This is a genomic window from Verticiella sediminum, from assembly GCF_007558815.1.
Classification (GTDB): domain Bacteria; phylum Pseudomonadota; class Gammaproteobacteria; order Burkholderiales; family Burkholderiaceae_B; genus Verticiella; species Verticiella sediminum.
In genome coordinates this window covers 12,722-36,220 of record NZ_VLTJ01000002.1, presented here as the reverse complement: position 1 = coordinate 36,220, position 23,499 = coordinate 12,722, and the positions used below count along the sequence as shown (strand labels likewise).

The 23,499-nt window shown below is 69.4% G+C and carries 19 protein-coding genes; 12 read left to right on the top strand and 7 right to left on the bottom strand.

From position 1 onward, the window contains the following. Positions 1–2: 2 nt before the first annotated feature. Both FOZ76_RS00845 and FOZ76_RS00840 read left to right on the top strand, forming a co-directional pair. Positions 3–1,148, top strand: a complete 1,146-nt coding sequence (locus tag FOZ76_RS00845; RefSeq protein ID WP_143946228.1) for a CaiB/BaiF CoA transferase family protein — start codon at positions 3–5, stop codon at positions 1,146–1,148. A 122-nt stretch (positions 1,149–1,270) separates the two neighbouring features. After that, on the top strand, positions 1,271–2,161 hold the full coding sequence (locus FOZ76_RS00840; protein ID WP_143946227.1) for a LysR substrate-binding domain-containing protein: 891 nt from the start codon (positions 1,271–1,273) through the stop codon (positions 2,159–2,161). A gap of 21 nt (positions 2,162–2,182) precedes the next feature. Here the strand turns inward: FOZ76_RS00840 and phnX are convergent, their stop codons facing one another. Beyond that, a complete protein-coding gene (gene phnX / locus FOZ76_RS00835; protein ID WP_143946226.1) occupies positions 2,183–3,010 on the bottom strand; it encodes a phosphonoacetaldehyde hydrolase in 828 nt (275 codons plus the stop codon). Positions 3,011–3,285: 275 nt separating this feature from the next. Here phnX and FOZ76_RS00830 point away from each other — a divergent pair, with 275 nt between their 5' ends. The 6 genes from FOZ76_RS00830 to pbfA (FOZ76_RS00805) all read left to right on the top strand — a co-directional run bounded on the left by FOZ76_RS00830 (position 3,286) and on the right by pbfA (FOZ76_RS00805) (position 11,561). Beyond that, positions 3,286–4,416, top strand: a complete 1,131-nt coding sequence (locus FOZ76_RS00830; RefSeq protein WP_143946225.1) for a 2-aminoethylphosphonate--pyruvate transaminase — start codon at positions 3,286–3,288, stop codon at positions 4,414–4,416. Continuing rightward, a complete protein-coding gene (pbfA, locus tag FOZ76_RS00825; protein ID WP_143946224.1) occupies positions 4,413–5,765 on the top strand; it encodes a (R)-1-hydroxy-2-aminoethylphosphonate ammonia-lyase in 1,353 nt (450 codons plus the stop codon). Before FOZ76_RS00830 ends, pbfA (FOZ76_RS00825) begins: the two co-directional genes overlap by 4 nt. A gap of 336 nt (positions 5,766–6,101) precedes the next feature. Beyond that, positions 6,102–7,187 (top strand): putative 2-aminoethylphosphonate ABC transporter ATP-binding protein, encoded by a 1,086-nt coding sequence (locus FOZ76_RS00820; protein ID WP_143946223.1) that lies wholly within the window; start codon positions 6,102–6,104, stop codon positions 7,185–7,187. Next, positions 7,184–8,971 carry a putative 2-aminoethylphosphonate ABC transporter permease subunit gene (locus FOZ76_RS00815; protein ID WP_143946222.1) on the top strand — a complete coding sequence of 596 codons (1,788 nt, stop codon included), beginning with the start codon at positions 7,184–7,186 and terminating at the stop codon, positions 8,969–8,971. Before FOZ76_RS00820 ends, FOZ76_RS00815 begins: the two co-directional genes overlap by 4 nt. Positions 8,972–9,001: 30 nt before the next feature. Continuing rightward, positions 9,002–10,030, top strand: a complete 1,029-nt coding sequence (locus FOZ76_RS00810; protein ID WP_143946221.1) for a putative 2-aminoethylphosphonate ABC transporter substrate-binding protein — start codon at positions 9,002–9,004, stop codon at positions 10,028–10,030. A 142-nt stretch (positions 10,031–10,172) separates the two neighbouring features. Next, positions 10,173–11,561, top strand: coding sequence for a (R)-1-hydroxy-2-aminoethylphosphonate ammonia-lyase (gene pbfA / locus FOZ76_RS00805; RefSeq protein ID WP_143946220.1), 1,389 nt, complete (start codon positions 10,173–10,175; stop codon positions 11,559–11,561). A gap of 3 nt (positions 11,562–11,564) precedes the next feature. Here pbfA (FOZ76_RS00805) and FOZ76_RS00800 read toward each other — a convergent pair whose 3' ends face one another. Together FOZ76_RS00800 and FOZ76_RS00795 are read right to left on the bottom strand one after the other, a co-directional pair. Beyond that, positions 11,565–12,914 carry a multidrug effflux MFS transporter gene (locus tag FOZ76_RS00800; protein WP_143946219.1) on the bottom strand — a complete coding sequence of 450 codons (1,350 nt, stop codon included), beginning with the start codon at positions 12,912–12,914 and terminating at the stop codon, positions 11,565–11,567. Beyond that, on the bottom strand, positions 12,911–13,720 hold the full coding sequence (locus FOZ76_RS00795; protein ID WP_143946218.1) for an alpha/beta hydrolase: 810 nt from the start codon (positions 13,718–13,720) through the stop codon (positions 12,911–12,913). The genes FOZ76_RS00800 and FOZ76_RS00795 overlap by 4 nt, the downstream gene beginning before the upstream one ends. A 94-nt stretch (positions 13,721–13,814) precedes the next feature. Here FOZ76_RS00795 and FOZ76_RS00790 point away from each other — a divergent pair, with 94 nt between their 5' ends. Beyond that, positions 13,815–14,417: a TetR/AcrR family transcriptional regulator gene (locus tag FOZ76_RS00790; protein ID WP_143946217.1), complete on the top strand. Its 603-nt coding sequence runs from the start codon at positions 13,815–13,817 to the stop codon at positions 14,415–14,417. A gap of 128 nt (positions 14,418–14,545) precedes the next feature. On the opposite strand, the gene FOZ76_RS00785 is transcribed toward FOZ76_RS00790, so the two are convergent. The 3 genes from FOZ76_RS00785 to FOZ76_RS00775 all read right to left on the bottom strand — a co-directional run bounded on the left by FOZ76_RS00785 (position 14,546) and on the right by FOZ76_RS00775 (position 18,785). Continuing rightward, positions 14,546–15,739, bottom strand: coding sequence for a YeeE/YedE family protein (locus tag FOZ76_RS00785; RefSeq protein WP_143946216.1), 1,194 nt, complete (start codon positions 15,737–15,739; stop codon positions 14,546–14,548). After that, a complete protein-coding gene (locus tag FOZ76_RS00780) occupies positions 15,739–16,656 on the bottom strand; it encodes a sulfurtransferase (protein WP_143946215.1) in 918 nt (305 codons plus the stop codon). The genes FOZ76_RS00785 and FOZ76_RS00780 overlap by 1 nt, the downstream gene beginning before the upstream one ends. A gap of 245 nt (positions 16,657–16,901) precedes the next feature. After that, the gene (locus FOZ76_RS00775) at positions 16,902–18,785 is read right to left on the bottom strand and encodes a sigma-54-dependent Fis family transcriptional regulator (RefSeq protein WP_143946214.1); all 1,884 of its coding nucleotides are present in this window, start codon (positions 18,783–18,785) and stop codon (positions 16,902–16,904) included. 247 nt (positions 18,786–19,032) lie between these two features. Between FOZ76_RS00775 and exaC the strand changes: the two genes are divergently transcribed. Beyond that, positions 19,033–20,559, top strand: a complete 1,527-nt coding sequence (gene exaC, locus FOZ76_RS00770) for an acetaldehyde dehydrogenase ExaC (RefSeq protein ID WP_143946213.1) — start codon at positions 19,033–19,035, stop codon at positions 20,557–20,559. Positions 20,560–20,745: 186 nt separating this feature from the next. Here exaC and FOZ76_RS00765 read toward each other — a convergent pair whose 3' ends face one another. Further along, the gene (locus FOZ76_RS00765; protein WP_143946212.1) at positions 20,746–21,270 is read right to left on the bottom strand and encodes a carboxymuconolactone decarboxylase family protein; all 525 of its coding nucleotides are present in this window, start codon (positions 21,268–21,270) and stop codon (positions 20,746–20,748) included. 358 nt (positions 21,271–21,628) lie between these two features. On the opposite strand from FOZ76_RS00765, the gene FOZ76_RS00760 reads away from it, so the two are divergent. Both FOZ76_RS00760 and FOZ76_RS00755 read left to right on the top strand, forming a co-directional pair. After that, the gene (locus FOZ76_RS00760) at positions 21,629–22,141 is read left to right on the top strand and encodes a hypothetical protein (protein WP_143946211.1); all 513 of its coding nucleotides are present in this window, start codon (positions 21,629–21,631) and stop codon (positions 22,139–22,141) included. 161 nt (positions 22,142–22,302) lie between these two features. Continuing rightward, complete coding sequence (locus FOZ76_RS00755; RefSeq protein ID WP_143946210.1) at positions 22,303–23,475, top strand: ornithine cyclodeaminase; 1,173 nt, start codon at positions 22,303–22,305, stop codon at positions 23,473–23,475. Positions 23,476–23,499: the final 24 nt, after the last annotated feature.

The window sequence follows — 23,499 nt, the reverse complement described above, 5'->3', positions numbered from 1 at the left end:
CGATGTCGCATTCACAACCGCTGGCCGGCTTCACCGTGGTGGAGCTGGGCCACAGCGTGGCCGGCCCTTACACGGGCTTCATCCTGGCGTCGCTGGGCGCCGAGCTGATCAAGGTCGAGAACCCCGAGGGCGGCGACGCCGCGCGCGGCTGGGGGCCGCCTTTTCACGCCGGGGCCGCACCGCACTTCACCGCCTTCAACCGGGACAAGCAGAGCGTGGGCGTGGACCTGCGCGATCCTGCCCAGGCCGCCGCGCTGCGCGAACTCATCCTCGAGAAGGCCGACGCCGTGGTGTGCAACATGCGCGCCGGGGCCGCCGAGACGCTGGGCGTCGGGCCGATCGGCCTGCGCGCAGCCAATCCATCCCTGGTGTATTGCGAGATCGGCGCCTTCGGCCACGTCGGGCCGATGGCGGCCAAGCCGGGCTACGATCCGCTGATGCAGGCCTACGGCGGCATGATGAGCATCACCGGCGAAAGCGCGGATCGGCCACCGATCCGCGTGGGCGTGTCCATCATCGACATGGGCGCAGGCATGTGGGGCGCGCTCGGGGTGATGGGCGCGCTCATCGAGCGTCGCCGCACCGGGCAGGGCACGCACATCCGGACCTCGCTGTTCGAGACCGCGCTCGCCTGGACGGCGACGCCGATCTGTCGCCAGCAGATGAGCGGCCAACCTCAGTTGCCGCAGGGCTCGGGCGCCGCCGGCATCGTGCCGTACCAGGCGTTCCGGACCCAGGACGGCTGGCTGGTGATCGGCGCCGGCAACGACGGCCTGTTCGCCAAGCTGGCGGCGGCCATGGAGCGTGCCGAGTTGACCGCTGACGAGCGCTTTCGCACCAACCGGGCGCGCGTGACGCACCAGCAGGCGCTGCTGCCGCAGATCGAGGCCTGGGCGGTCGGCTTCCGCAGCCACGCGCTGGCCGAACTGCTGGACCGGCACGGTGTGCCGAACGCGCCGGTGCAGACCATCGCCCAGGTGGTCGAGGATGTCCAGACGCAGGCGCTCGGGATCATCCAGGCGGGCCCGGCGGGGGCTTTCCCCACGGTCGGGCTGCCGCTGACTTTCGACGGCGAACGGCCTCCCTATCGCGCTCCCGCGCCCCGGTTGGGCGAGCATACCGGGGCATGGTTGTCCAAGCCGGAATAGGCAGGCGGGGACAGGGGGCCGGGTTTGCCGCGGCGGGCAGACCCTCGTCGGCACGTCCGTCCCCGCGAGGCCGGGCGCTGCCTTTATGATCCCATCAAGCCCGCGCTCCCTGCCCATGCCCCATGTCCATATCCCACGCTCAGCTCAAGGCGTTCCATGCCGTCGCCACCCACGGCGGCTTCAGCCGCGCCGCCGAGAAGCTATTCCTCACGCAGCCTGCCGTCTCGGACCAGGTGCGCAAGCTGGAAGAGCATTTCGGCGTGGTGCTGTTCCATCGCAACAAGCGGCAGGTGCGCCTCTCGGAGCTGGGCGAGCGGCTGCTCGCGATCACGCAGCGCCTGTTCTCCGCCGAGGCCCAGGCCGAGGAACTGCTTGCGAGCTATCGCGCGTTGCAGCGGGGCACCCTGGTGCTGAGCGTGGATGCGACGGCGCACATCCTGCCCTATCTGGCGCGCTTCAGCGAGGCCTATCCCGGCATCCGCCTGAAGATCGTCACGGGCAACAGCAGCCAGTCGCTGCAGCGCCTGCTCGACTACCAGGTCGATATCGCGATCGTCGCGGTGCTGCGCGAGGACGAGCGGCTCGACTTCCTGCCGCTCAGCGACGACCCGATCGTGGCTTTCGTGGCGGCCAGCCATCCGTGGGCCGAGCGCGAGAGCGTGACCCTGGCCGAACTGTCCGAGCTGCCGCTGATCCTGCGCGAGGAGGGGTCGGCGACCCGCCGCATCCTGGAGGAAGAGATGCGCCGGGCCGGCCTGGCTTTCCACCAGATGATCGAGGTGGATGGGCGCGAGGCGGCCTACGAGGTGGTGGCCGCCGGCATCGGGGTGGGCATCGTGTCGAAGGCGGAATTCGGCAGCGACGCGCGCATCCGGGCGATTCCGATCCGCGATTGCAGTCAGCGCATGCAGGAATACATGGTGACGTTGCGCGAGCAGGCGTCGCGCCGGATCATCCAGACCTTCGTGGAGATGGTGAGTACGTCGCCGCACCGTCCTTCGCGCGCGGCGTGAACGGACGGTGCGGCCGGCGCCTCAGTTCGACTGCGGCATTTCGCCGGCCTTCAGGCGACGCTCGATGTCGGCGATGACTTCGGGCAGTTCGGCGATCGTGTCGATCAGGTAGTGCGGCCGCGAGTCGCGGAACGTGCCGGCGATGCGCTCGCGCTCGATGGCCTTGCGCTCGGCCGGCAGGGCGGCGTAGTCGTCGTAGGGCAGGCCGAGCGCGTTGCCGGACATCAGCAGCGCGACGGTCCACATGCCGGCGGCGCGACCCTCCAGGATGCCGGGGGTGGTGTCGTCCACCTTGACGCAGGCGGCGACGTCGCTCACGGCCAGCGCGACGGCGTTGGCCAGCGATTGCGAGGGATAGGGACGGCCCTTGGGCACCTCGTCGGTGGCGACGACGTAGTCGGCCTGGTAGCCCTTGGCGCGGGCGACTTCGACGACGCGGTCCATCACCGGCTTCGGATAGCCCGAGCAGGAGCCGATCTTGATGCCGCGCTCGCGCAGGCCGGCGATCACGTCCAGCGCGCCGGGGATCATCTCGGAGTATTCGCCGATCTTCTCGATCTGCAGGGGCATGAAGCGTTCGTAGATGCGCGTGACGTCGTCGTCGCTGGGCGGGCGGCCGAACGTCGCCTCGAAGCGGGCGGCGATGCCGGGATCGTTGCACAGCGTGCGAATGTGATCCCACTTGCCCATGCCCATGGGGCCGCGGGCCTCGTCCAGCGTGATTTCCACGCCGAACTCGGCAAAGGCTTCGACGAAGATCTGGGTGGGCGCGAACGAGCCGAAGTCGACGGTGGTGCCGGCCCAGTCGAAGATGGCGCATTCGATCTTCACGGGTGCTGCGTAACGCATGGTGGAATCTCCAGGAAGGAAGGGCGGGTCGGCGACATCACACCAGAGTTCGTCCTGCCTGGAAAATCGTTTTATCGGATGGCAGTCATAAGTTGCACTGACAAGAGCCGGCGGCGGAATCGGCCGCGTGGCGCGCCGCCTGAGAATCCTGCGCAAAACGGATAGATATAAGTCCAGCTTCTAGCCGGCGCCTATACAAACGATTTGATGCTCCGCAGCAAGGCGCGCATGCTGTTTCCAACGCATACGCCCCACGCATTCCAGGAGCCATCATCGTGACCGCGCCCGCGCAGCCTTCGTTTCTTCTCACCCCCGGCCCGCTGACCACATCGGCGCGCACCCGTGCCGCGATGCAGCGCGACTGGGGATCGCGCGAGGACGACTTCATCGCCCTCACCGCCAGCCTCTGCGAAAAGCTGCTCGAGGTGGTCCGCAACCCGGGCACGCACGTCTGCGTGCCGCTGCAGGGCAGCGGCACCTTTGCGGTCGAGGCCGCCATCGGCACGCTGGTGCCGCGCGACGGCAAACTCCTGGTGCTGGTCAACGGGGCCTATGGCAAGCGCATCGTCAAGATCTGCCAGATGCTGGGCCGCGCATACGTCGAGCTGGTATGCGCCGAGGATACGCCCGTCGATCCGCAGGCGGTGGCGGCAGCGCTCGCCGCCGATCCGGCGATCACGCACGTCGCGGCCATCCATTGCGAGACCACCACCGGCCTCTGGAACCCGCTGGAGGCGGTGGCCGAGGTCGTGCAGCAGGCCGGCCGCAAACTCATCGTCGACGCCATGAGTTCCTTCGGTGCGCTGCCCCTGCATCTGGACGAGATCGCCTGCGAGGCGGTGATCGCGGCCTCCGGCAAGTGCCTGGAAGGCGTGCCTGGCATGGGTTTCGTGCTGATCGACGAGCGGGACCTGCTCGCCTGCGCCGGCAACAGCCATTCGCTGGCCCTGGACCTGGCCGACCAGTACGTGAACCTGCGCAAGACCGGGCAATGGCGCTTCACGCCGCCCACCCACGTGCTCGCCGCGCTGCATGAGGCGCTGGTGCAGTTCGAGGAGGAGGGCGGCCAGCCGGCGCGCTATGCGCGCTATGCGGAAAACTGCCGCACGCTGATCGCGGCGATGGGCGCGCACGGCCTCAAGCGGGTGCTGCCGGACGCCTTGCAGGCGCCGATCATCATCACCTTCCTGGCGCCGGAAGACCCGGCCTACGACTTCAAGACGCTCTACGACAAGGCCAAGGACAAGGGCTACGTGCTCTACCCCGGCAAGCTGACCCAGGTCGAGACCTTCCGCGTCGGCTGCATCGGCGACCTGCGCGCCGACGACCTGGCACGCGCCAGCGAGGTGCTGCTCGACACGCTGCGCGAGATGGGCGTGAAGATGCTGGTGGAGTCCGAGGCATGACCGCGGCACTACGCAATGAGCAGGGCGACGTCAACGACAGCGCCCGGCGCGCCCAGTATCGCGATGCGCTGGGTGCGGACACGCAGGCGTGGATCGAGCGGGACGCCGCGGTGTTCCTCCATCAGCAACTGTCCACGCCGGTGATGAACGTGCTTGCGCGCACCGTCGGTGCGCGCATCTACGACCTGGCGGGCAACAGCTATCTGGACCTGCACGGCAACGGCGTGCACAACGCCGGCTTCTCCAATCCCGAGGTGCTGGCCGCCATGCTGCGCCAGATGCAGGAGGAGCTGGTCTTCACGCCGCGTCGATATACCAACATTCCGGCGGTCCGGCTGGCCGAGAAGCTGGTGTCGTTGACGCCTGCCGGCCTGGACAAGGTGCTGTTCTGTCCGGGCGGCTCGGAGGCGATCGAGATGGCGATCTCGCTGGCCAAGCACGTCACCGGCCGCTGGAAGACGATTTCGTTCTGGGATTCCTACCACGGCAACGGCTTCCAGGCCGCGAGCGTGGGCGGGCAGGAGCACTTCTCCGGCGGCATGGGGCCGATGATGCCGGGCTGCTTTCACGTCGAATTCCCGCAGTACTACCGCAACCCCTGGGGGCTGACCGACCGGCGCGCAATCGACGACCTGTACCTGCGCCAGATCCGCGAGATCTTGCATCGCAACCCGGACGTGGCGGCGATCATCGGCGAGCCCATCTCGGCCACGCCGGTGGTGCCCAGCGCCTACTACTGGGAGCAAGTGCGCGCGATCTGCGACGAGTACGGCATCTTTCTCATCTTCGACGAGATCATCGAGGGCTTCGGCCGTACGGGCACCTGGTTCGCCTGCCAGCAGTTCGTCACGCCGGACGTCCTGGTGCTCGGCAAGTCGCTGGGCGGCGGCGCGCTGCCGCTGGCGGGCATCGTCACCCACCGCAAGTACGACTGCGTGGCGCACCGTTCGATCGGCCATTTCACGCACGAGAAGAATCCGCTCTCGGCGAGCGCGGGCCTGGCGGCCATCGAATACATCGAGAAGCACGACCTGGTCGGCAACTCGCAGCGCCTGGGCGCCTACCTGGTCGAGGGCCTGCGCGAGCTGCAGCGGGAGTTCCCGGTCATCGGCAACATCGACGGGCGCGGCATGCACCTGGGCGTGGACCTGGTGATCGACCCGGCCCGCCGGCGGCGCCATCCGGCGCTGGCCGAACAAGTCATGTACGGCTGCCTGCAGCGCGGCGTCGCGCTGAAGGTGATCGAGGGCAACGTGCTGACCATGCGTGCGTCGCTGGTGGTCACGCAGGAGGATTGCGACCAGATCCTCGGTGCGCTCGCGGCCTCGCTGCGCGAGGCGCTGGATTGACGGCACCGGCGGCCGCCCGTGGGGACCGGGGGCCGCCGGATCGGCCGCGCAAGCGGCTGCACCTGGCCAGCAGGAGCCCCGCAGAGGGCCGGCCGGCAAGCTTCTTTTAGGGGGTCTGGCGGCGGAGGGCATCCGCGCCATGATCGGATTTTTGGCCGCCGGGCCGCTCCCAAGGCAAAAAAGCGCCCCCTCGGGGGGCAGCAAGCCGAAGGCGCAGCGTGGGGGTCCTTGTCGGCCGCCGGGCCGCTCCCAAGGCAAAAAAGCGCCCCCTCGGGGGGCAGCAAGCCGAAGGCGCAGCGTGGGGGTTTTCTTGTTCAGCGCTTGCGGTAGGACATCATGGAACCACGGCAGCTCTATCAGAACGTCCCCACCCCGCTCAGCATCGCGGGCGTCAGCAAGTCGTTCAAGCACAATCGCGTGCTGCAGGACATCACGCTGGACGTGCAGCCGGGCGAATTCGTCTGCCTGCTCGGTCCGTCCGGCTGCGGCAAGACCACGCTGCTGCGCATCATCGCCGGCCTCGAGCGCCAGGACGAGGGGCGCATCTTCATGGGCAAGGACGACATCTCCTTCGCGCCGCCGCAGGAGCGCGACTACGGCATCCTGTTCCAGTCCTACGCCCTGTTCCCCAACCTGACGGTGGAGAAGAACGTGGCCTACGGGCTGGCGCGGCGCCAACTGCTGCAGAGCGACGTGCAGGATCGCGCGATGAAGATGCTCGAGCTGGTCGGGCTGGACGGCAATCCGCGCGCGTACCCGGACCAGCTCTCGGGCGGCCAGCAGCAGCGCGTGGCGATGGCCCGCGCGCTGGCGCCTTCTCCCACGTTGCTGCTGCTGGACGAGCCCATGTCCGCGCTCGACGCGAAGGTGCGCGAGCGGCTGCGCGGCGAGCTGCGGCAGTTGCAGAAGAGCCTGGGCATCACCACGGTGATGGTCACGCACGACCAGGACGAAGCAATGGTCATGGCCGATCGCATCGCGGTGATGAACGGCGGATGCATCGAGCAGTTCGACACGCCGGAGAACATCTACTACGAGCCCGCCACGCCGTTCGTGGCGAACTTCATCGGGCACAGCAACTGGCTGGCCAGCGACGGGGTCCGGGACGGCACTGCGCACGTGGCGGCCGCGGGCCTGCCGATCGCCGCCGCGCCGGACCAGGGCGCCTGTCTCTTGTTCTTCCGTCCCGAGACCGTCGCGGTGCGCACCGAGGCGGCCGCCGGCTACCTGCCGGGGCAGATCGTGGACTATCTCTTTCTCGGCAGCCGCTACCGCCTGTCGATACAGGTGCAGACCAGCGCCGGGAGCACCATCGTGCTGGCGGACATGCCGCGCGAGCGGTTCCGCGCCCTGGATGCCCGCGAGCCTGTCTGGCTGGCCATCGATCCCATGCAGCTCAAGGTCTTCGAGGGGCGGTCATGACGACGGGCGCCACCGCAACCACGCCGCCCCGCGAGGGGCGCGCCTTCGACATCGGCCATCGCGCCGTCGTCGCGGCGCCGGACGAGCCGGCCGGTGGGCACGAGCAAGCCCCGGCGGTCCACGCGCCACGGCGCAGGCGCGGCCCCGGCATTCTCCTGGATGCGCTGTTCGTGCGCGGCGGCAAGCTCGCATTGCTGGTGTTCCTTTCCGTCGGCCTGCTGCTGCCGCTGGCGAGCATCCTGTCGCGCGCCCTGGATGCCGACGGTCCGCAACTGGAGCGCCTGCTGGACGGCACGCATTTCTTCTGGCTGTTGCGCAACAGCCTGAACGTGTCGTTCGCCACCGTGCTGGTCGTGATTCCGCTCGCCTACCTGTACGCCTACGCGCTGCAGCGCACGCGGCTGATCGGGCGGCGCGTGTGGCGCGGCGTTTCGCTGCTCCCGCTGATGGCGCCCTCGATGTTTCCGGCGATCGCGCTGATCTACCTGTTCGGCAACCAGGGACTGCTCAGGACCTGGTTTCCGGACGGCATCTACGGGTTCTGGGGCATCCTGCTCGGGCAGATCTTCTACAACTTCCCGATGGCGGTGATGATCCTGGTGTCGGCGCTGTCCATGGCCGATGCGCGCCTCTACGACGCGGCAGCCGCGATGGGCGCGCGCCACGGGCGCATGTTCTTCACCGTGACCTGGCCGTCGACGCGCTACGCGGTGTTCACGGCGAGCTGCCTGGTCTTTACCCAGACCATCACCAACTTCGGCATTCCGGTGGTGATCGGCGGCGACTACCAGGTGCTGGCCATGGAGGCCTACAAGGCGGTCGTCGGGCAGCAGCAGTTCTCGTACGGCGCGCTGATCGGTACGCTGCTGCTGATCCCGGCCATCCTGAGCTTCATCGTCGATCGCTGGATGCGCCGCCTGCAGGGCAGCCACATGACGAGCCGCGCGTCGGTCTATCACGTGGGCCGCAACCGCGTGCGCGACAGCCTGTTCTTCGTCGTCGTGGCGGCGGTGAGCGTGACTTTTCTCGCCATCGTGACGGTGGCCGCCGTCGGTTCGCTCATCAACTTCTGGCCGTACAGCATGAACTTCACGCTGCGGCACTACGACTTCACCACCAGCGGCGACGTCGGCTGGCTGGCCTACGGCAACAGCATCACGCTGTCGTTCCTCGCCGCGCTGATCGGCACGCCGGTGGTGTTCACCTGCGCCTACCTGATGGAACGCTCGGGCGGGCAGGGCGGCTTCATCGAACCGCTGCTGCGCTTTCTCTGCCTGCTGCCGATGGCCGTGCCCGGGCTGGTGATGGGCCTGGGCTACGTGTTCTTCTTCAATCACCCGGCCAACCCGCTCAACCTGCTCTACGGCAGCATGGCGCTGATGGTGATGTGCTGCATCGTGCGCTTTCTGACCCCGGCGCAGATGACGGCCACCGCGGCGCTGCGCCAGCTCAGCCGCGACATCGAGCCCGCGTCGCTGTCGCTGCGCGTGCCGCTGGTGCGCACCTATTGGCGGGTGGTGCTGCCGATCTGCCTGCCCACGGTGCTCGAGATCTTCCGCTATCTGTTCGTCTCGTCCATGACCTCGGTGTCGGCGCTGATCTTCCTGTACAGCCCGGACACCATCCTGGCCGCGGTGGCCGTGCTGAACATGGACGACGCGGGCAACCTCGCGGGCGCCGCGGCGCTGTCCACCTTGATTCTGCTCACCTCGGTCGGTGTTTCCCTGCTGTTGAGTTTCGTCGTGAGCGGCCTGCTGCGACGCACCCAAGCCTGGCGCGGCTGACCGCCGCGTCGTCGATACAAGGAGTGGTTCATGAAGAAATCCCTGCGCACTTTCGTTCCCGGCGCCCTGTTGCTCGCCATGGCGGCGGTATCCGCCCAGGTGCATGCCGCCACCGAGCTGACCGTCTACACCGCGATGGAGACGGAGGTGCTGGCGCCCTACAAGAAGGCGTTCGAACAAGCCAATCCGGACATCACCATCAAGTGGGTGCGCGACTCGACCGGCATCATCACGGCCAAGCTGCTTGCGGAGAAGGACAACCCGCAGGCCGATGTGATCTGGGGCCTGTACGCCTCCAGCGTTGCCCTGATGGGCAAGCAGGGCATGCTCGAGCCCTATGCGCCCGCCGGCCTGGACAAGATCGACGCGAAGTTCCATGACAAGGGCGATCCGCCCTTGTGGATCGGCAACGGCGTCGAGGCCACCGCCATCTGCGTGAACAAGGTCGAGCTGGAAAAGCAGAAGCTGCCCATGCCGACCTCCTGGAAGGACCTGGAGAACCCGGTCTACAAGAACAAGGTGGTGATGCCCAACCCGGCGTCGTCGGGCACGGGCTACTCCGCCGTGAATGCGTGGCGCCAGTTGTTCGGCGACGAGGCCTGGAGTTACATGGACAAGCTGCACGAGAACATCGCGCAGTACACGCACTCCGGCTCCAAGCCGTGCACCATGGTGGCCATGGGCGAATTCCCCATCGGCGTGTCGCTGGATTTCCGTGGCGTCATGCTGACCCGCCAGGGTGCGCCGCTCGAGATCGTGCTGCCTCAGGAAGGCCTGGGCCTGGACGTGAACGCGGTGGCCATCGTGAAGGGCACCAAGAAGCTGGAGGCCGCCAAAAAGCTGGAGGATTTCGCCGTGAGCGAGGCGGCCTTCAAGCTGTACCAGCCCTATTTCGCGGCGCTGGCCTTGCCGGCGCTGAACCAGCCGATCAAGGAGATGCCGACGGCCTATTACGACCGCCTCCTGAGCATCGACTTCGACGAGGCCGGCGCGCAACGCCCCGAGGTGCTGACCGAATGGCGCAAGCGCTACGACAGCAAGAGCGAGCCGAGGACGTAATCGTCGCGTCACGGGGCGCCGGCAGCATGATGCCGGCGCCTTTCCAAGCCTGCGCTGCGCGGTTGACCGCTTGTCCAGCCAGGGATTTGCGTCGGGCTGCGCGGTCGGCCGGCAGCCCCGCACAGCCTCTACAGTCCTTGCCATGACTCGACCTCACGCCCCGCAAGCCGGTGAAGGCGACACCAACCAGTCGCCCCGCCGCGCGGCCTGGGCCCACACGCACGTCGACGCGACAACGCGCGAACTTCTGGATCGCGACGCCAGGGTCTTCATGCACCAATCGGTCTCCACGCCCTGCCTGTCGGCCGTGCGCAAGGCCGAGGGCGCCTGGATCGAGGACATGCAGGGGCGTCGCTACCTCGATTTCCACGGCAACAACGTCCATCACATCGGCTACGGCCATCCGCGCCTGAAGGCAGCCATCCGCGAGCAGATGGACGAGCTGCCGTTCGCGCCGCGGCGCTACACCTGCGAGCCCGCGATTGCGCTGGCCGAGAAACTCACCGCCATCGCGCCGCGCCAGCCGGGCCGGCCCGCGCTGGGCAAGGTGCTGTTCGCCACGGGCGGCTCGGACGCCAACGAGATCGCCCTGGCCTACGCGCGTGCCGCGACCGGGCGCTTCAAGACGATCTCGTTCTGGGATTCCTTCCATGGCGCGGGCTTTGGCGCGCGCTCGGTGGGCGGCGAGGAAATGTTCCGCTCGGGGCCGATCGGGCCGCTGCTGCCGGGTACCGAGCACGTGCCGCCCTTCGGCGACTACCGCAACGCCTGGGGCGTGCGCGAGGGCTCGGCCGAGCTGTGCGTCAACACCATCCGCTACGTGCTGCAGAAGGAAGGCGACGTGGCCGCGGTGATCGCCGAGCCCACGCGCGCCGTGCCCTATGTCGCGCCGCCCGGCTTCTGGAAGCGCGTGCAGCAGGCCTGCCACGCGTTCGGCGCGCTGCTGATCTTCGATGAGATTCCCACCGGCCTGGGCAAGACTGGCCGCATGTTCTCGTGCGAGCACGACGAGGTCGCGCCCGACATCCTCGTGCTCGGCAAGAGCCTGGGCGGCGGCATGCTGCCGATCGCCGCGGCCTTGATGCGCGAGGACCTGGACGTGGCCGGGCAGTACGCGTACGGCCACTACACGCACGAGAAGAACCCGATCACCACCCGGGCCGCCCTCACCACGCTGCAGATCATCGAGGACGAGGGCCTGGTCGAGAACGCCGCGCGCATGGGTGCGCATGCGTTGGCGCGCCTGCACGACATGATGTCGCGCCATCGCCTGATCGGCGACGTGCGCGGGCGCGGCTGCCTGTTCGGCGCGGAACTGGTGCTCGACCGCGACAGCCGCGAGCCGGCGAGCGATGCGGCCGACCGCGTGCTGTATGCCGCGCTGGCGCGCGGGCTGAACTTCAAGGTGAGCATGGGCAATGTGCTCACCTTCACACCGCCGCTCATCGTGACGCGGGCGCAGATGGACGAGGCCATGGACATCGTCGAGGCGGCCATCGCCGAGGCCGCGCGCGAGCTGGGGCTGGACTGAGGGTCAGGACGCGGCCGGCGCGGCGCGTGGCCGTCGCCGATGGCAGCCCAGGGCCAGCAGCGCGGCGGCGGCGAACACCGCGCCCAGGGCCTGGGTGCGCGGCAATGCCAGGCTCGTGGCCAGGGCGGTGCCGGCCGCCGCGCTGGCCATCTGCACGAACCCCAGGAGCGCGGAGGCGAGGCCGGCGCGGTCGCCGAACGGGCCCAGCGCCATGGCGGTGGCCACCGGCGACACCAGGCCCATGCCGAACAGGAAGATGCAGACGGCGGCGACATAGGCGGCGAACGGCGGCGCTGTCCAGGCCACGAGGGCAGCGCCGGCGAGCAGGGTGAGGGCGAGCCCGACGGCCAGCGTGGCCGGGGCGCCGGTCCGGCCGGCCAGCCGCGGTGCCAGTGTGCCGGCGCCGAACACGACGAACACCGTGGCGGCGAAGAACAGACCGACCTGGAGCACGGTATGGCCGTATTCCTGGATCAGGATCAGCGGCGCGCTGCCGAACAAGGCGAAAAGACCCGCGTAGACCAGGGCGCCGGCCAGGGCCGGCCGCACGAAGCGGCCGTCGCGCAGCAGGGTCGCGTAGCCGGCGACGACGGGCCCCGGCCCGAGCTGCCGGCGCCGTGCCGGCGGCAGCGTCTCGCCCACGAAGCGCGGATAGAGCCAGGCGAGCAAGAGGCAGTACAGCGCGACCACGTAGAACGCGCTGCGCCAGCCCAGGCCCTGCGCGAGGACGCCGCCCGCCAGGGGCGAGAAGCCTGGCGCGGCGGCCATCACGACCATGATGAGGCCGAGCAGGCGGGTGAGCATCGCGCCCTCGAACAGGTCTCGCGCCGCGGCGCGGGCGAGCACGGCGGTGGCGGCCGCGCCGCAGGCCTGCAGCGCCCGGCCGACCAGCAGGACGGCGAGCGAATCCGCCGTGGCGCAGACCAGGCTGCCGGCCAGGAAGGCGCACAGGCCGGCGAGGATCACCGGGCGGCGGCCCACCCGGTCCGCCAACGGGCCGGCCACGAGCTGCGCCAGGGCGAACACCAGCAGAAATACGCTCAGCGCTGCGTTCATGGCCGCGTCGCTCACGCCGAAGGCCTGCGCCATCGCGGGCAGCGCGGGCAGGATGATGCTGGAGGCGAAGGTGGCCAGCGCGGCCGAGGCAGCCAGCGTGGGCAGCACGCCGCGCGGCCGGGCGGGGGCGCTGGTGGGTGTACCCGCCTGTCGCTGCGCGACGTCCTCCCCGAGGGAGGGAGCGGCCCCTTCGGGCGGCCGGGCGGGGCCGCTGGTGGGTGCGCCCACCTGTCGCTGCGCGACGTCCTCCCCGAGGGAGGGAGCGGCCCCTTCGGGCGGCCGGACGGGGCCGCTCATGCCAGAGCCTCCTGTCGCGTGTGGCGCTGCACGAACGCGACGCCACGGGCGATCACGCGGGTGTCCTCCAGCAGGCGGCCGTGGCCCAGGCCGCGCGTGATGAGCAGTTCGGAGCCGGGCCACGCGGCGTGCAGGGCCTGCGAGGCGCCCACCGGCACGACGCGGTCGGCCTCGTCGTGCGCGATGAAGGCCGGATGGTGCAGATCGTCTCCCAGGCGCGCCAGATCCAGGCTGGTCACGGGCTCGCCGATGAATTCCTCGACCCAGGCCACGAAAGCCGGCCATTGCCGTTCCGGCAGGCTGGTGTCCTGCGCGATGCGGCGCAGTACCGGCGTCAGCGAACTCGGGCCTGCGAGGTGCACGCTCGCCCGCAGGCTGAGGCCGCGACGCAGGGCCCACAAGGTGGCCGCCGAGCCTGCCGAGTGGGAAATCACGGCGTCGAGCCGGCCGTGGGCCTGCTGCACCGTGAGCAGGGCCCGGCCGATGTGTACCGGGCTGCTCGTCTCGCCGCCCGAGGCGCCGTGAGCCGGCGCGTCGAACACGAGCACGCGGTGGCCGGTGTCGAGCAAAGGAGCGATGAAGCGGGCGAGGTGGCCGCCGCGGCTGCTCCAGCCATGCACCAGGGCGACGGTCGGCCCCGCCCCGTAGCTCCAGCAGAGCATGGGCCCGTCCGGGCCTTCCCAGGCGGTCTGCGCGCCCGTGGCGAGTACCTCCGCCTGTTGCGGTGTGAGCGGAGTGCGCTGGGGAACGCTGAAAGCATGCCGGGCGGCGGCGAGGGCGTTCGGCAGGGTGGACAGGGAAGACATGGCGGTCACCTCAGTTATATGTCAATCGACATTTAAAATAAATGTCGCCCAACATGTAAAATTCGTCAAGTCTTTTCCAACGAGGTCGTCCGCCATGAAAGTCACGCGTGCCCAGGCCGAAGAGAACCGCGAGCGCATCGTCGCCGAGTCCAGCCGGCTGTTTCGGGAAAAAGGGTTTTCCGGCGTCGGGCTGAACGACCTGATGCAGGCGGCCGGGCTGACGCGCGGGGGGTTCTACGGCCACTTCGCGTCCAAGCAGGATCTCGAGGTCGAGGCCTGCCGCCAGGCGCTGCAGGCGAACGCCGCCTACTGGCGGCGCAGGCGCGAACGCGATCCGGCCGACGCGCTGGCCGACTACGTGGGTTTCTACACGTCGCCGCGCCACCGCGACCATCCGGGCGAGGGCTGCGCGCTGGCGGCCCTCGCCGTCGACGTGGCGCGCACGGGGGGCGAAGCCCGGGCGGTCTACGCGGAGGGCGTCGAGAAGCTCGTCGGATTTCTCGCCGAGCTCATGGAAGGCGACAGCACGGAAGTGCGCCGCGAGCGCGCGCTGGCCGTGCTGCCCACGCTGATCGGCACGCTGCTGCTGTCACGCGCGGTGGGCGAGGGCGAGCTCGCCGAGGCGCTGGCAAGCGCCGGCCGCGCCGCGGCCATGCGCCTGGCCGGGCGCGGGGACGGCGAGGCACGCCCGGATTGAGCGGCGAGAAAGCTTCCGCCTTCAGGCAGGAGTGACCCAAGGCGGCCCGCAAGGGCGACAATGTACCCGGGCCGACCCCGGCGGCAGCGCATCCGGGCCGGCGCTCTGATTCAGGAGTCCGGCCTGACTTAGCCCAGCCCGGTGGCGACGGCGGCAAAGCTGTCGGGACGGCGCGCGCGCAGACCTGTCCAGACCCCAAGCAGGCAGAAGGCGCCGAAGACCCAGCCCGAGAGGGCGCCGGCCATGGTGCCGGACAGCAGGACACCGACGGTGCAGCCCAGGCTGACCATGGCGCCCCAGCCCATCATGGCACCGCCGAGAAACTTGGCCAGGGCATCTCGCGGGCCCAGGCGCGCCAGGCGAAAATCGCCCGCCAGCAGCGCGCTGGCTCCCGACGCCAGGACCAGTCCGGCGACGAACAAACCGTTCGGCGACAGCAGCGTTTCCTTGACGAGTGTGGCGCAACCGGCGAAGCCATCCAGGCCTTCGAGCCGGGCGGGCAGCAGGCCGAGACGGTCCGCCGACGTGCGCGCGATGCTGCCCAGTTCCGCGGTGACACCCAGGGGCGCGCTGCGGAAGTAGGACACCACGCCGATGGCGCCGACCAGGGCGCCGCCCAGCGCCGCGGGCCAGCGTGTGCCGAAGACCAGGGCGCGCAGCGTGCGTGGCGCAGCGGCGCCGGCGTCCGCGGGCGCACGATGCAGGCGCCAGAGCAAGGCCGCGATGCCGCCCAGCACCGCGAGCTGGATCGCCAGCGAACCGCCATAGCCGACGGCATGCGGCAGCCAGAGCACCGGCGCGTCGCGCACGGCCGCTACATACAGCGCATGCCAGGACAGGAAGCCGAGCCCGAAGCCGACCAGCGCGCCGAGTAGGGCCACCACCGAGCCGCTCGCGCCTTCGCCCAGGCGATAGAGGTGGGCGCTGATGCACGAGCCGGACAGCGTCATGCCGATACCGAACACGAAGGCGCCGGCGGCGAGCACCGGGCTCAGCGGGCCGATGTGCGCGCCGGCAGGCAGACGCCCTTCGGCGGGCACCGGCAGGAAGGCCCCCATCACGGCGTGATAGCCCAGGGTGCCCACCACGAGCGCCACGACGATGCCCAGTACGCCGCGCGCGTCGCGCCGCTCGAGAAAATCGCGGGTGACACAGAAGAAGCAGAAGCGGCTGCGCTGGAGCACCAGCCCGAAGGCGGCGCCCAGCAGCAGCGACAGGGCCAGGCCGCGTCCGGCCTGGCCCTGGGCGGCGAGCTGCCAGGCCCAGCCGGCGACCACTGCCGCCAGGCCGGCGGCCAGCAGATCGCGGGCGACGCTACGCATCAAGTCCGGCCCCAGACGGTGCCGGCCGGATTCTCGATGGGCACGCCCACGGTGTTGCCATACTCGGTCCACGAGCCGTCGTAGTTGCGGACGTCGTAGCCGAGCAGCTTCTTGAGCGCGAACCAGGAATGGCTGGAGCGCTCGCCGATGCGGCAGTAGGTGATGACCGGCTTGCTGCCGTCCACGCCCACCCTGGCGTAGATGGCGCGCAGTTCGTCGACCGGCTTGAAGGTGCCGTCGGCGGCGACCAGGCTACCCCAGGGTACGTTGACCGCGCCCGGCACGTGGCCGGCGCGCACGCTGAGCTCGGGGACCCCGGCGGGCGCGAAGCTCTTGCCGCTGTACTCGTCCGGCGAGCGAATGTCCACGATGGCCACCGAGCCGGGCGCGCGGGCCGCCTGGGCCACTTCGTCCAGGCGCGCGCGCAGGGCTTCGTTGGCAGGCTTGAGCGTTACGTTGCCCGCGCTGGCCGCCCCGGGTGTGGTGGCCAGGGGCAGCCCCTCGGCTTCCCACTTCTTGCGGCCGCCGTCCAGAAGCTTGACGTTGTCGACACCGTAGACGTCGAGCACCCACGCGCCCCAGGCGGCGAACCAGTTGTTGTTGTCGCCGTAGAGCACGGTGGTGGTGTCCTCGCTCACCCCGGCGGCGCGCAGCAGCGCCTGCAGCTTGTCGCGCGAGGCGATGTCGCGGTTCACCGTATCGACCAGATCGGTGTGCCAGTTCAGGTTTGCCGCGCCTGGAATGTGCCCACGTTCATAGACGCCTGGATCGACGCTGACTTCCAGTACCCGGACCTGCGGGTTCTGGAGGTTCTGCTCCAGCCATTGCGTGCTCACCAGCGGCGACGCCTGCGCAGTGGCCGCCGCTGCCAGGGCGACGGATGCCGCACCGAGTCTGATCCAATTCGGGAATGTCATCGCATGCCTCCAGGCAGTTGTCATGCGATGAAGCTTATCGATACATCAGGCTGGGTCGAACGACGGAAAAGCCATGTGGTTATGCCGCTCGCCGAGGGCGGCTTCGCCGGCGCGCCGGTCACGAGATCGTGCGCGCTTGCGCTGAAGAGGGAGCGTTACGCCAACGGCATTTCGTACGGAATTTCCAGACCTTCATGCAGCCGCCTGTACCTCCCGGAACGCTGCTGCCCCGTTCGTCCAGCGCCCTAACGCTCGTCGCGGCGCTCCAGGTAGCGATACAGCGTACTGCGATGCACGCCCAGCGCCCGGGCGGCGCGGCTGACGTTGCCGCCGGCTTCGCGCAGGCAGCGTTCGACGGCCTGTTCGCGCAGGCTGTCCAGGCGCGGCGCTGCGCGGGCCGCTGTCGGCTCGCGCAGGGCGAGGGGGCGGCCCGCCGTGGTGCGCAGGGTGGCCGGCAGGTGGGCGGGCAGCACGGCGCCGTGGTCCGGCGCGAACAGCGCGAGCGTGCGCAGCACCGCACGTAGCTGCCGGTAGTTGCCGGGCCAGGGATGGGCGGCCAGCTCGTCCAGGGTCTCGGCGGCCAGCCTGGCCTGGCCGGGCGCGGGCAGCAGGCTTGCGAATTCGTCCTGGATGAAGCCGCGCAGGTCGTCGCGCGCGCGCAGCGGCGGCAGGTCGATCCGGAAATCCTGCAGGCGATAGAACAGGTCGGCGCGAAAACTGCCGGCGGCAATGCACTGTTCGATGTCGCGATGGGTGGCGCAGACCACGGCGAAGTCCACGGGCACCGGCCCACCCGCGCCCAGCGGCTGGACCACGCGCTCCTGAAGCACGCGCAGCAGGCGCGCCTGCAGGCCCAGCGGCATGTCGCCGATTTCGTCCAGGAACAGGACGCCGCCGTGCGCTTCGCGCAGCAGGCCGCGCGAGCCGCCGCGGCGCGCGCCGGTGAAGGCGCCGGACTCGTAGCCGAACAGTTCGGCCTCGATCAGCGTCTCGGGCAAGGCGGTGCAGTTCACGGCCACGAAGGGGCCGTGGTGCCAGCGGCTCGCCTGGTGCAGGTGGCGTGCGTAGACCTCCTTGCCCACGCCGGTCTCGCCCAGCAGCATGGTCGAGAGCCCCGCGTCCAGGACGCGCACGCTGCGCGAGAATTCCCGTTGCAACGCGGGTGGGAGCGCGGGCAGCGCCGGGCGCATCGAGGGAGCGGGCACCGCCGGGGCGCGGGCGGTTGCGCGGCCGGTGCTGCGCGCCGGCGCCATGGGCCGTGCACCGGTCTCGGCACCATCGCGGTGCAGCGCACCGTAGACGCGCTCGCCGTCGACGGTGCGCATGAGCCCAGGCGTGTCGCGCAGCCCTTGCCAATCCTGCAGAAAGCGCAGCAGCGGGCGGTCCAGCAGTTCGCGCCACGAGGTACGGAGCAGGCCGATCGCGGCTTCGTTGGCGCCCACCACGTGGCCGTCCTCGATGAGCAGGACGCCGCGCTCGGCGGTGTCGAGCAGGTTCGGGTTGCGCTGCAGCACCAGCCGGTGCTGGCCGCTGCGCGCCCTCAGCAGGCGGTTGCCGACCTGGCGCGCGGCCATCTGGGCGAGACCGAGCGCATAGGCATGCACGGTGTTCGCGTCGTACGAGATGTCCAGCACGCCCAGCAGCTCGCCGCGGCCGGAGCGGATCGGCGCGCCGTTGCAGCTCAGGATGCGGTTGGTGCGCAGATAGTGCTCCGCGCCCTGCACGCGCACGGGCGCGCCTTCCACCAGAGCCGTGCCGATGGCATTGGTGCCGCGGTGCGTCTCGGACCAGTCGACGCCCGGACGCAGCGCCACGCGTTCGGCGCGCGCAAGGAATTCGGCGCTGCCCTCGGAGCGCAGGATGACGCCATGGGCGTCGGCCAGCAGGACGACGCTCGCCGCCTGGTTGACCAGGCTGGCAAGCTGTTCCATCTCGGGCTGGGCGGCGTCGAGCAGGCTGCTCTGGCAGGCGAGCAGATCGTGCAGCTCGCCGCGCGCCATGCCGAGCGGCTCGGCATCGAGCTGGCTGGCGTGCTCGACGCGGCAGCGCTGCCAGGATCGCTCGATGAGGCCGTTGCTGTTGCCGGCGGCGTGCGGGTGCGCGCGGGGTTCGACGGGAGCGTTTGGCATGGACGCCTCCTGAGTGTCGCTGTCGCGCCTGTCGCGCGACGTGGGTGTCGCAATATGCGACAACCGCGGAAGGGATGCCGTTCATTATCGCGGAGGGACGCGTCGGCTTCGCCTGGGGTTGCTCGGGGAAAACCCTAGGGCCTTGCGAGATGGCATGGGTGTTGCACCTGTTTTACGACGCGGCCAGACGAGAGCCGACCATACGCTGTGCGCCGCACACAGACGGCGAACCCCCACGGAGACAACCATGAATCTGTTCGATCTGAAGGCCCTGGGCCTGGATGTGGACTATCCCTACCGCGAGCAATACGACAACTACATCGGCGGCAAGTGGGTGCCTCCCGCCAAGGGCGAATACTTCGAGAACGTCTCGCCGATCAACGGCAAGCCCTTCTGCCGCATCCCGCGCTCCGGCGCCGAGGACATCGAGCTGGCGCTGGACGCCGCGCACGCCGCGCGCCGGGCCTGGGGCAAGACTTCGGTGGCGGACCGCGCGAACCTGCTGCTGGCGATCGCCGATTGCCTGCAGACCAATCTGCGCACGCTGGCCGTAGCCGAGAGCATCGACAACGGCAAGCCGATCCGCGAGACGATGGCGGCCGACCTGCCGCTGGCGGTCGATCATTTCCGCTACTTCGCCGGCTGCATCCGCGCGCAGGAAGGCGGGATCTCCGAGATCGACGACAACACGGTGGCCTATCACTTCCACGAGCCGCTCGGGGTGGTGGGCCAGATCATCCCCTGGAACTTCCCGCTGCTCATGGCCGCCTGGAAGCTCGCCCCGGCGCTGGCCGCGGGCTGCTGCGTGGTGCTCAAGCCGGCCGAGCAGACGCCCGCTTCGATCATGGTCATGATGGAGATGATCGGTGATCTGCTGCCGCCGGGCGTGGTCAACGTCGTGAACGGCTTCGGCAAGGAGGCCGGCCAGGCGCTGGCGAGCAGCCCGCGCATCGCCAAACTGGCCTTCACCGGCTCGACCCCGGTGGGCAAGTCGATCCTGCGCGCCGCCGCCGAGAACCTCATCCCCTCGACGGTGGAGCTTGGCGGCAAAAGTCCCAACATTTTCTTTGCCGACGTGCTGGACCGCGAAGACGACTTCCTCGACAAGGCGCTCGAAGGCCTGGCCATGTTCTCCCTGAACCAGGGCGAGGTGTGCACCTGCCCTTCGCGCGTGATGGTGCAGGAGTCGATCTACGAGCGCTTCATCGAGAAGGCGATCAAGCGCGTGGAGGCGATCAAGACGGGCCACCCGCTCGATCCGAGTACCATGGTGGGCGCGCAGGCTTCGCAGCAGCAGCTCGACAAGATCCTGTCCTACCTGGACATCGGCCGCGACGAGGGCGCGCAGTGCCTGACCGGCGGCAGCCGCACCAGCCCGTCGGACGAGCTGGGCACGGGCTATTACGTCAAACCGACCATGCTGCTCGGCAACAACCAGATGCGCATCTTCCAGGAGGAGATCTTCGGGCCGGTGGCCTCGGTGATGACCTTCAAGGACGAGGCCGAAGCCATCGAGCTGGCCAACGCCACCTACTACGGGCTGGGCGCCGGAGTGTGGAGCCGCGACGGCACGCGCGCCTATCGCATGGGCCGCGAGATCGAGGCCGGCCGGGTGTGGACCAACTGCTATCACCTGTATCCGGCGCACGCGGCCTTCGGCGGCTACAAGCAGTCCGGCATCGGCCGCGAGACGCACAAGATGGCGCTCGGCAACTACCAGCAGACCAAGTGCCTGCTGGTGAGCTACGACGCCAAGCCGCTGGGCTTCTTCTGAGGTCTTGTCGCGGCGCAGGACGCGGCGCCACGCCCCGAATCGTGGCGTCGTGTGGCAGCAGCGCGCTCTTTTCCTCCTCCAAGCAGCGCGCTGCTGCCCGCATGCGGGGCCGGGTCGGTGACCCGGCCCCGATGCGTATGGGGGCTGCTCAGTCGAGCATGGCCTTGTCTTCCCTCTTTCCGGGAATCAGCGCGGGTCATGCGCATGGATCTGCAGCGCTTCGAGAAAGCGCGACACCATGTTGTAGGCGGCGATGGTGGCCGTGATTTCCACGAGCTGCGCCGGCGCATGCAGCGCGGATACCTCGGCGAAGACATCGTCCGGCACCTGCACGTGGCGCGTCATGGCGTCGGTATAGGCGAGCACCGCCCGTTCGCCGCCATCGAACAGCGCGCACGACTGCCAGTCGCTCAGGCCATCGAGCTTGGCCTGCGATACGCCCTCCGCCAGGGCGATGGGTGCGTGTTGATCCGCCTCGTAGGGGGCGTTGTTGAGCTGTGCCACGCGCATGATGATCAGTTCGCGCAGCGCGCCTGACAGCGAGCTTTTCTGACGCACCGCGCTCAGGTAGTCGAGCCATCCCTCTGCCAGCGGCGGGCTGTGCATCAGCATCTGGTAGAGATGCAGGATGCTGCCGCGACCGGCGATGATGCGCTGCGCCAGCGGGCGAACGGCCTCGTCATTGCAATCGGCGTACGGAATACGGGCCAAGGGTTCTGCTCCTTTGCGATGGGGAATTCGATCGGTTCGCGACGGCAGGGCGCGGCCAGGTGCTCGACGTGCACCGGCCCTGCCCGGGGGCTCCGATGCTATAGAGAACCGATCCATTTTTGAAATTCTTTATCTCTATGGATTGATCGAGCCGGAGCATGAAGGTGTCGCTCAGGCAACTGCGCATGTTCCTGGCATTCGGCGACTCGCTGAACTTTGGCAAGACGGCAGAGCCGTTGCGTCACCAGGCCCTCCTAACCCATCTGTCGGATGGCCGCCGCATTGGCGAGCGTCTACGCTTGCCGGGCCGCCGGTCAGGCGCCTTGCCGAGGCGCACCGCTGCGGCCGGGAGCGTGCGATGGGGTGTCTTGCCTGGGTGGTGCTGCCGGTGCTCGCGGCGAGCGCGAGCCTGGTCGCCTATGCACAGCTCGCCATCGAGGTGGAGCCCGGGCCGGGGCGGCCGCGGCTGGGGCCTGGCTTTGCGAATCTGGAAGAAGCCCTGGGCCGCCTGAGCCTGGATTGCCGCGTGTATCCCGACATGCACGCCTGGGTGGTGGACACCCGCAACGGCGTGCGCACCGCGGTGGCGTGCGCTACGACGCGCGAAGGCGCGCCGGAGCGGCGCGCCGTTCCGGTGACGCGGCCCATGCCGCAGATGCGTTTTCTCGTGGAGGAGCAAAGCGCCTCGGGTACCTGGCGGGAGGTGAGCGGATACCTCAGCGCGCCGGCGGCCCGCGCCGCCACGGAGCACCGCTGTGTGCAGGCTACGCCGGCCACCGTACAGACCGCGCGCATGACGGACGTCACGAACGGGCGCGTGTGGTCGATCGACTGCGCAGGCTACCTGAGCGCCTGGCGCGCCCGGGAGTAGATCGACCACGAGGCCAAGCGCACTGCCCGCTCGCTTGTCAATTCGCCAGAGTCATCTGCCATTTCGACCATGAATTGGGGATTTGCCAACATATCGAGCAATATGCATTGACGGCCTCCTGTGTAAAGCTGAGGCGGTGTACCCGAATCGGTGAGGCCGCCATGAATACTCCCCTGCATGTTCCCGCCAGCCCGGCCGTGGATACGCTGTTCCTGGGCTACCCGGAAGCCGCTCGCCTGGTGGCGCGCCGCGGTGTGGTGGCCTGTCTGCGCGGCATGGTCGAGGCCATCGAGTCGGCGTTTCTGCGCTGGCCGGAGTTCGACAAGTCGGCGCGCACGGCCGCCCATTCGCCGGACGGCGTGATCGAACTGATGCCGGTGAGCGATGCCCGCCACTACGCCTTCAAGTACGTCAACGGGCATCCGGTCAATACGCGCCAGGGTCTGCCCACCGTGATGGCGTTCGGCGCGCTGGCCGATGTGCGTACCGGCGCGCCGGTATTCCTGAGCGAGCTGACGCTGACGACGGCGCTGCGCACCGCGGCCACGTCGGTGCTGGCGGCCCGGCGCCTGGCGCGGCCGGACAGTCGCACGATGGCGCTCGTCGGCAACGGTGCGCAGAGCGAGTTCCAGGCGCTGGCCTTCGCGGCGTTGGCCGGCATCCGCGAGCTGCGTCTGTACGACGTGGACGCCGAGGCCACGCGCAAGCTCGTCGGCAACCTGCGGCCCTGGACCGAACGGCTGGGCGTCGTCGTGAAGGCGTGCGCTTCGACGCGGGCGGCGGTCGAAGGCGCGGACATCGTGACCACCGTGACCGCGGACAAGGCCTACGCGAAGATACTCACCGCCGGCATGGTCGAGTCCGGCATGCACATCAATGCGGTGGGCGGCGATTGTCCAGGCAAGACGGAACTGGACGCGGCCATCCTGTCCGCGGCGCGGGTGTTCGTGGAGTACGAGCCGCAGACGCGCATCGAGGGCGAGATCCAGCAGATGCCCGCCGATTTCCCGGTGACCGAGCTGTGGCGGGTATTGAACGGCAGCGCCCCGGGGCGGCAATCGCCCCGCGAAGTGACGGTGTTCGACTCGGTCGGCTTTGCCCTGGAGGACTACGCGGCCCTGCGCTACATGCGGGATCTGGCCCACGAGGCCGGGATGGCGGTGGCCCTGCCCTTGGTTCCCCAACTGGCCGATCCCAAGGACTTGTACGGCTTGCTCGCGGCGGCGGAGGCGAACGAGCGCCAGGCGCGGCCGGCGACCGGCCCGGCTGCAGTACCCGCCGAGCGTGGCGATGCGACGGCGCTGCCTGCGGGCATGGCGTTCGCTGCGCGATAGACGCGGGACGGCAGCGGGGCGCGC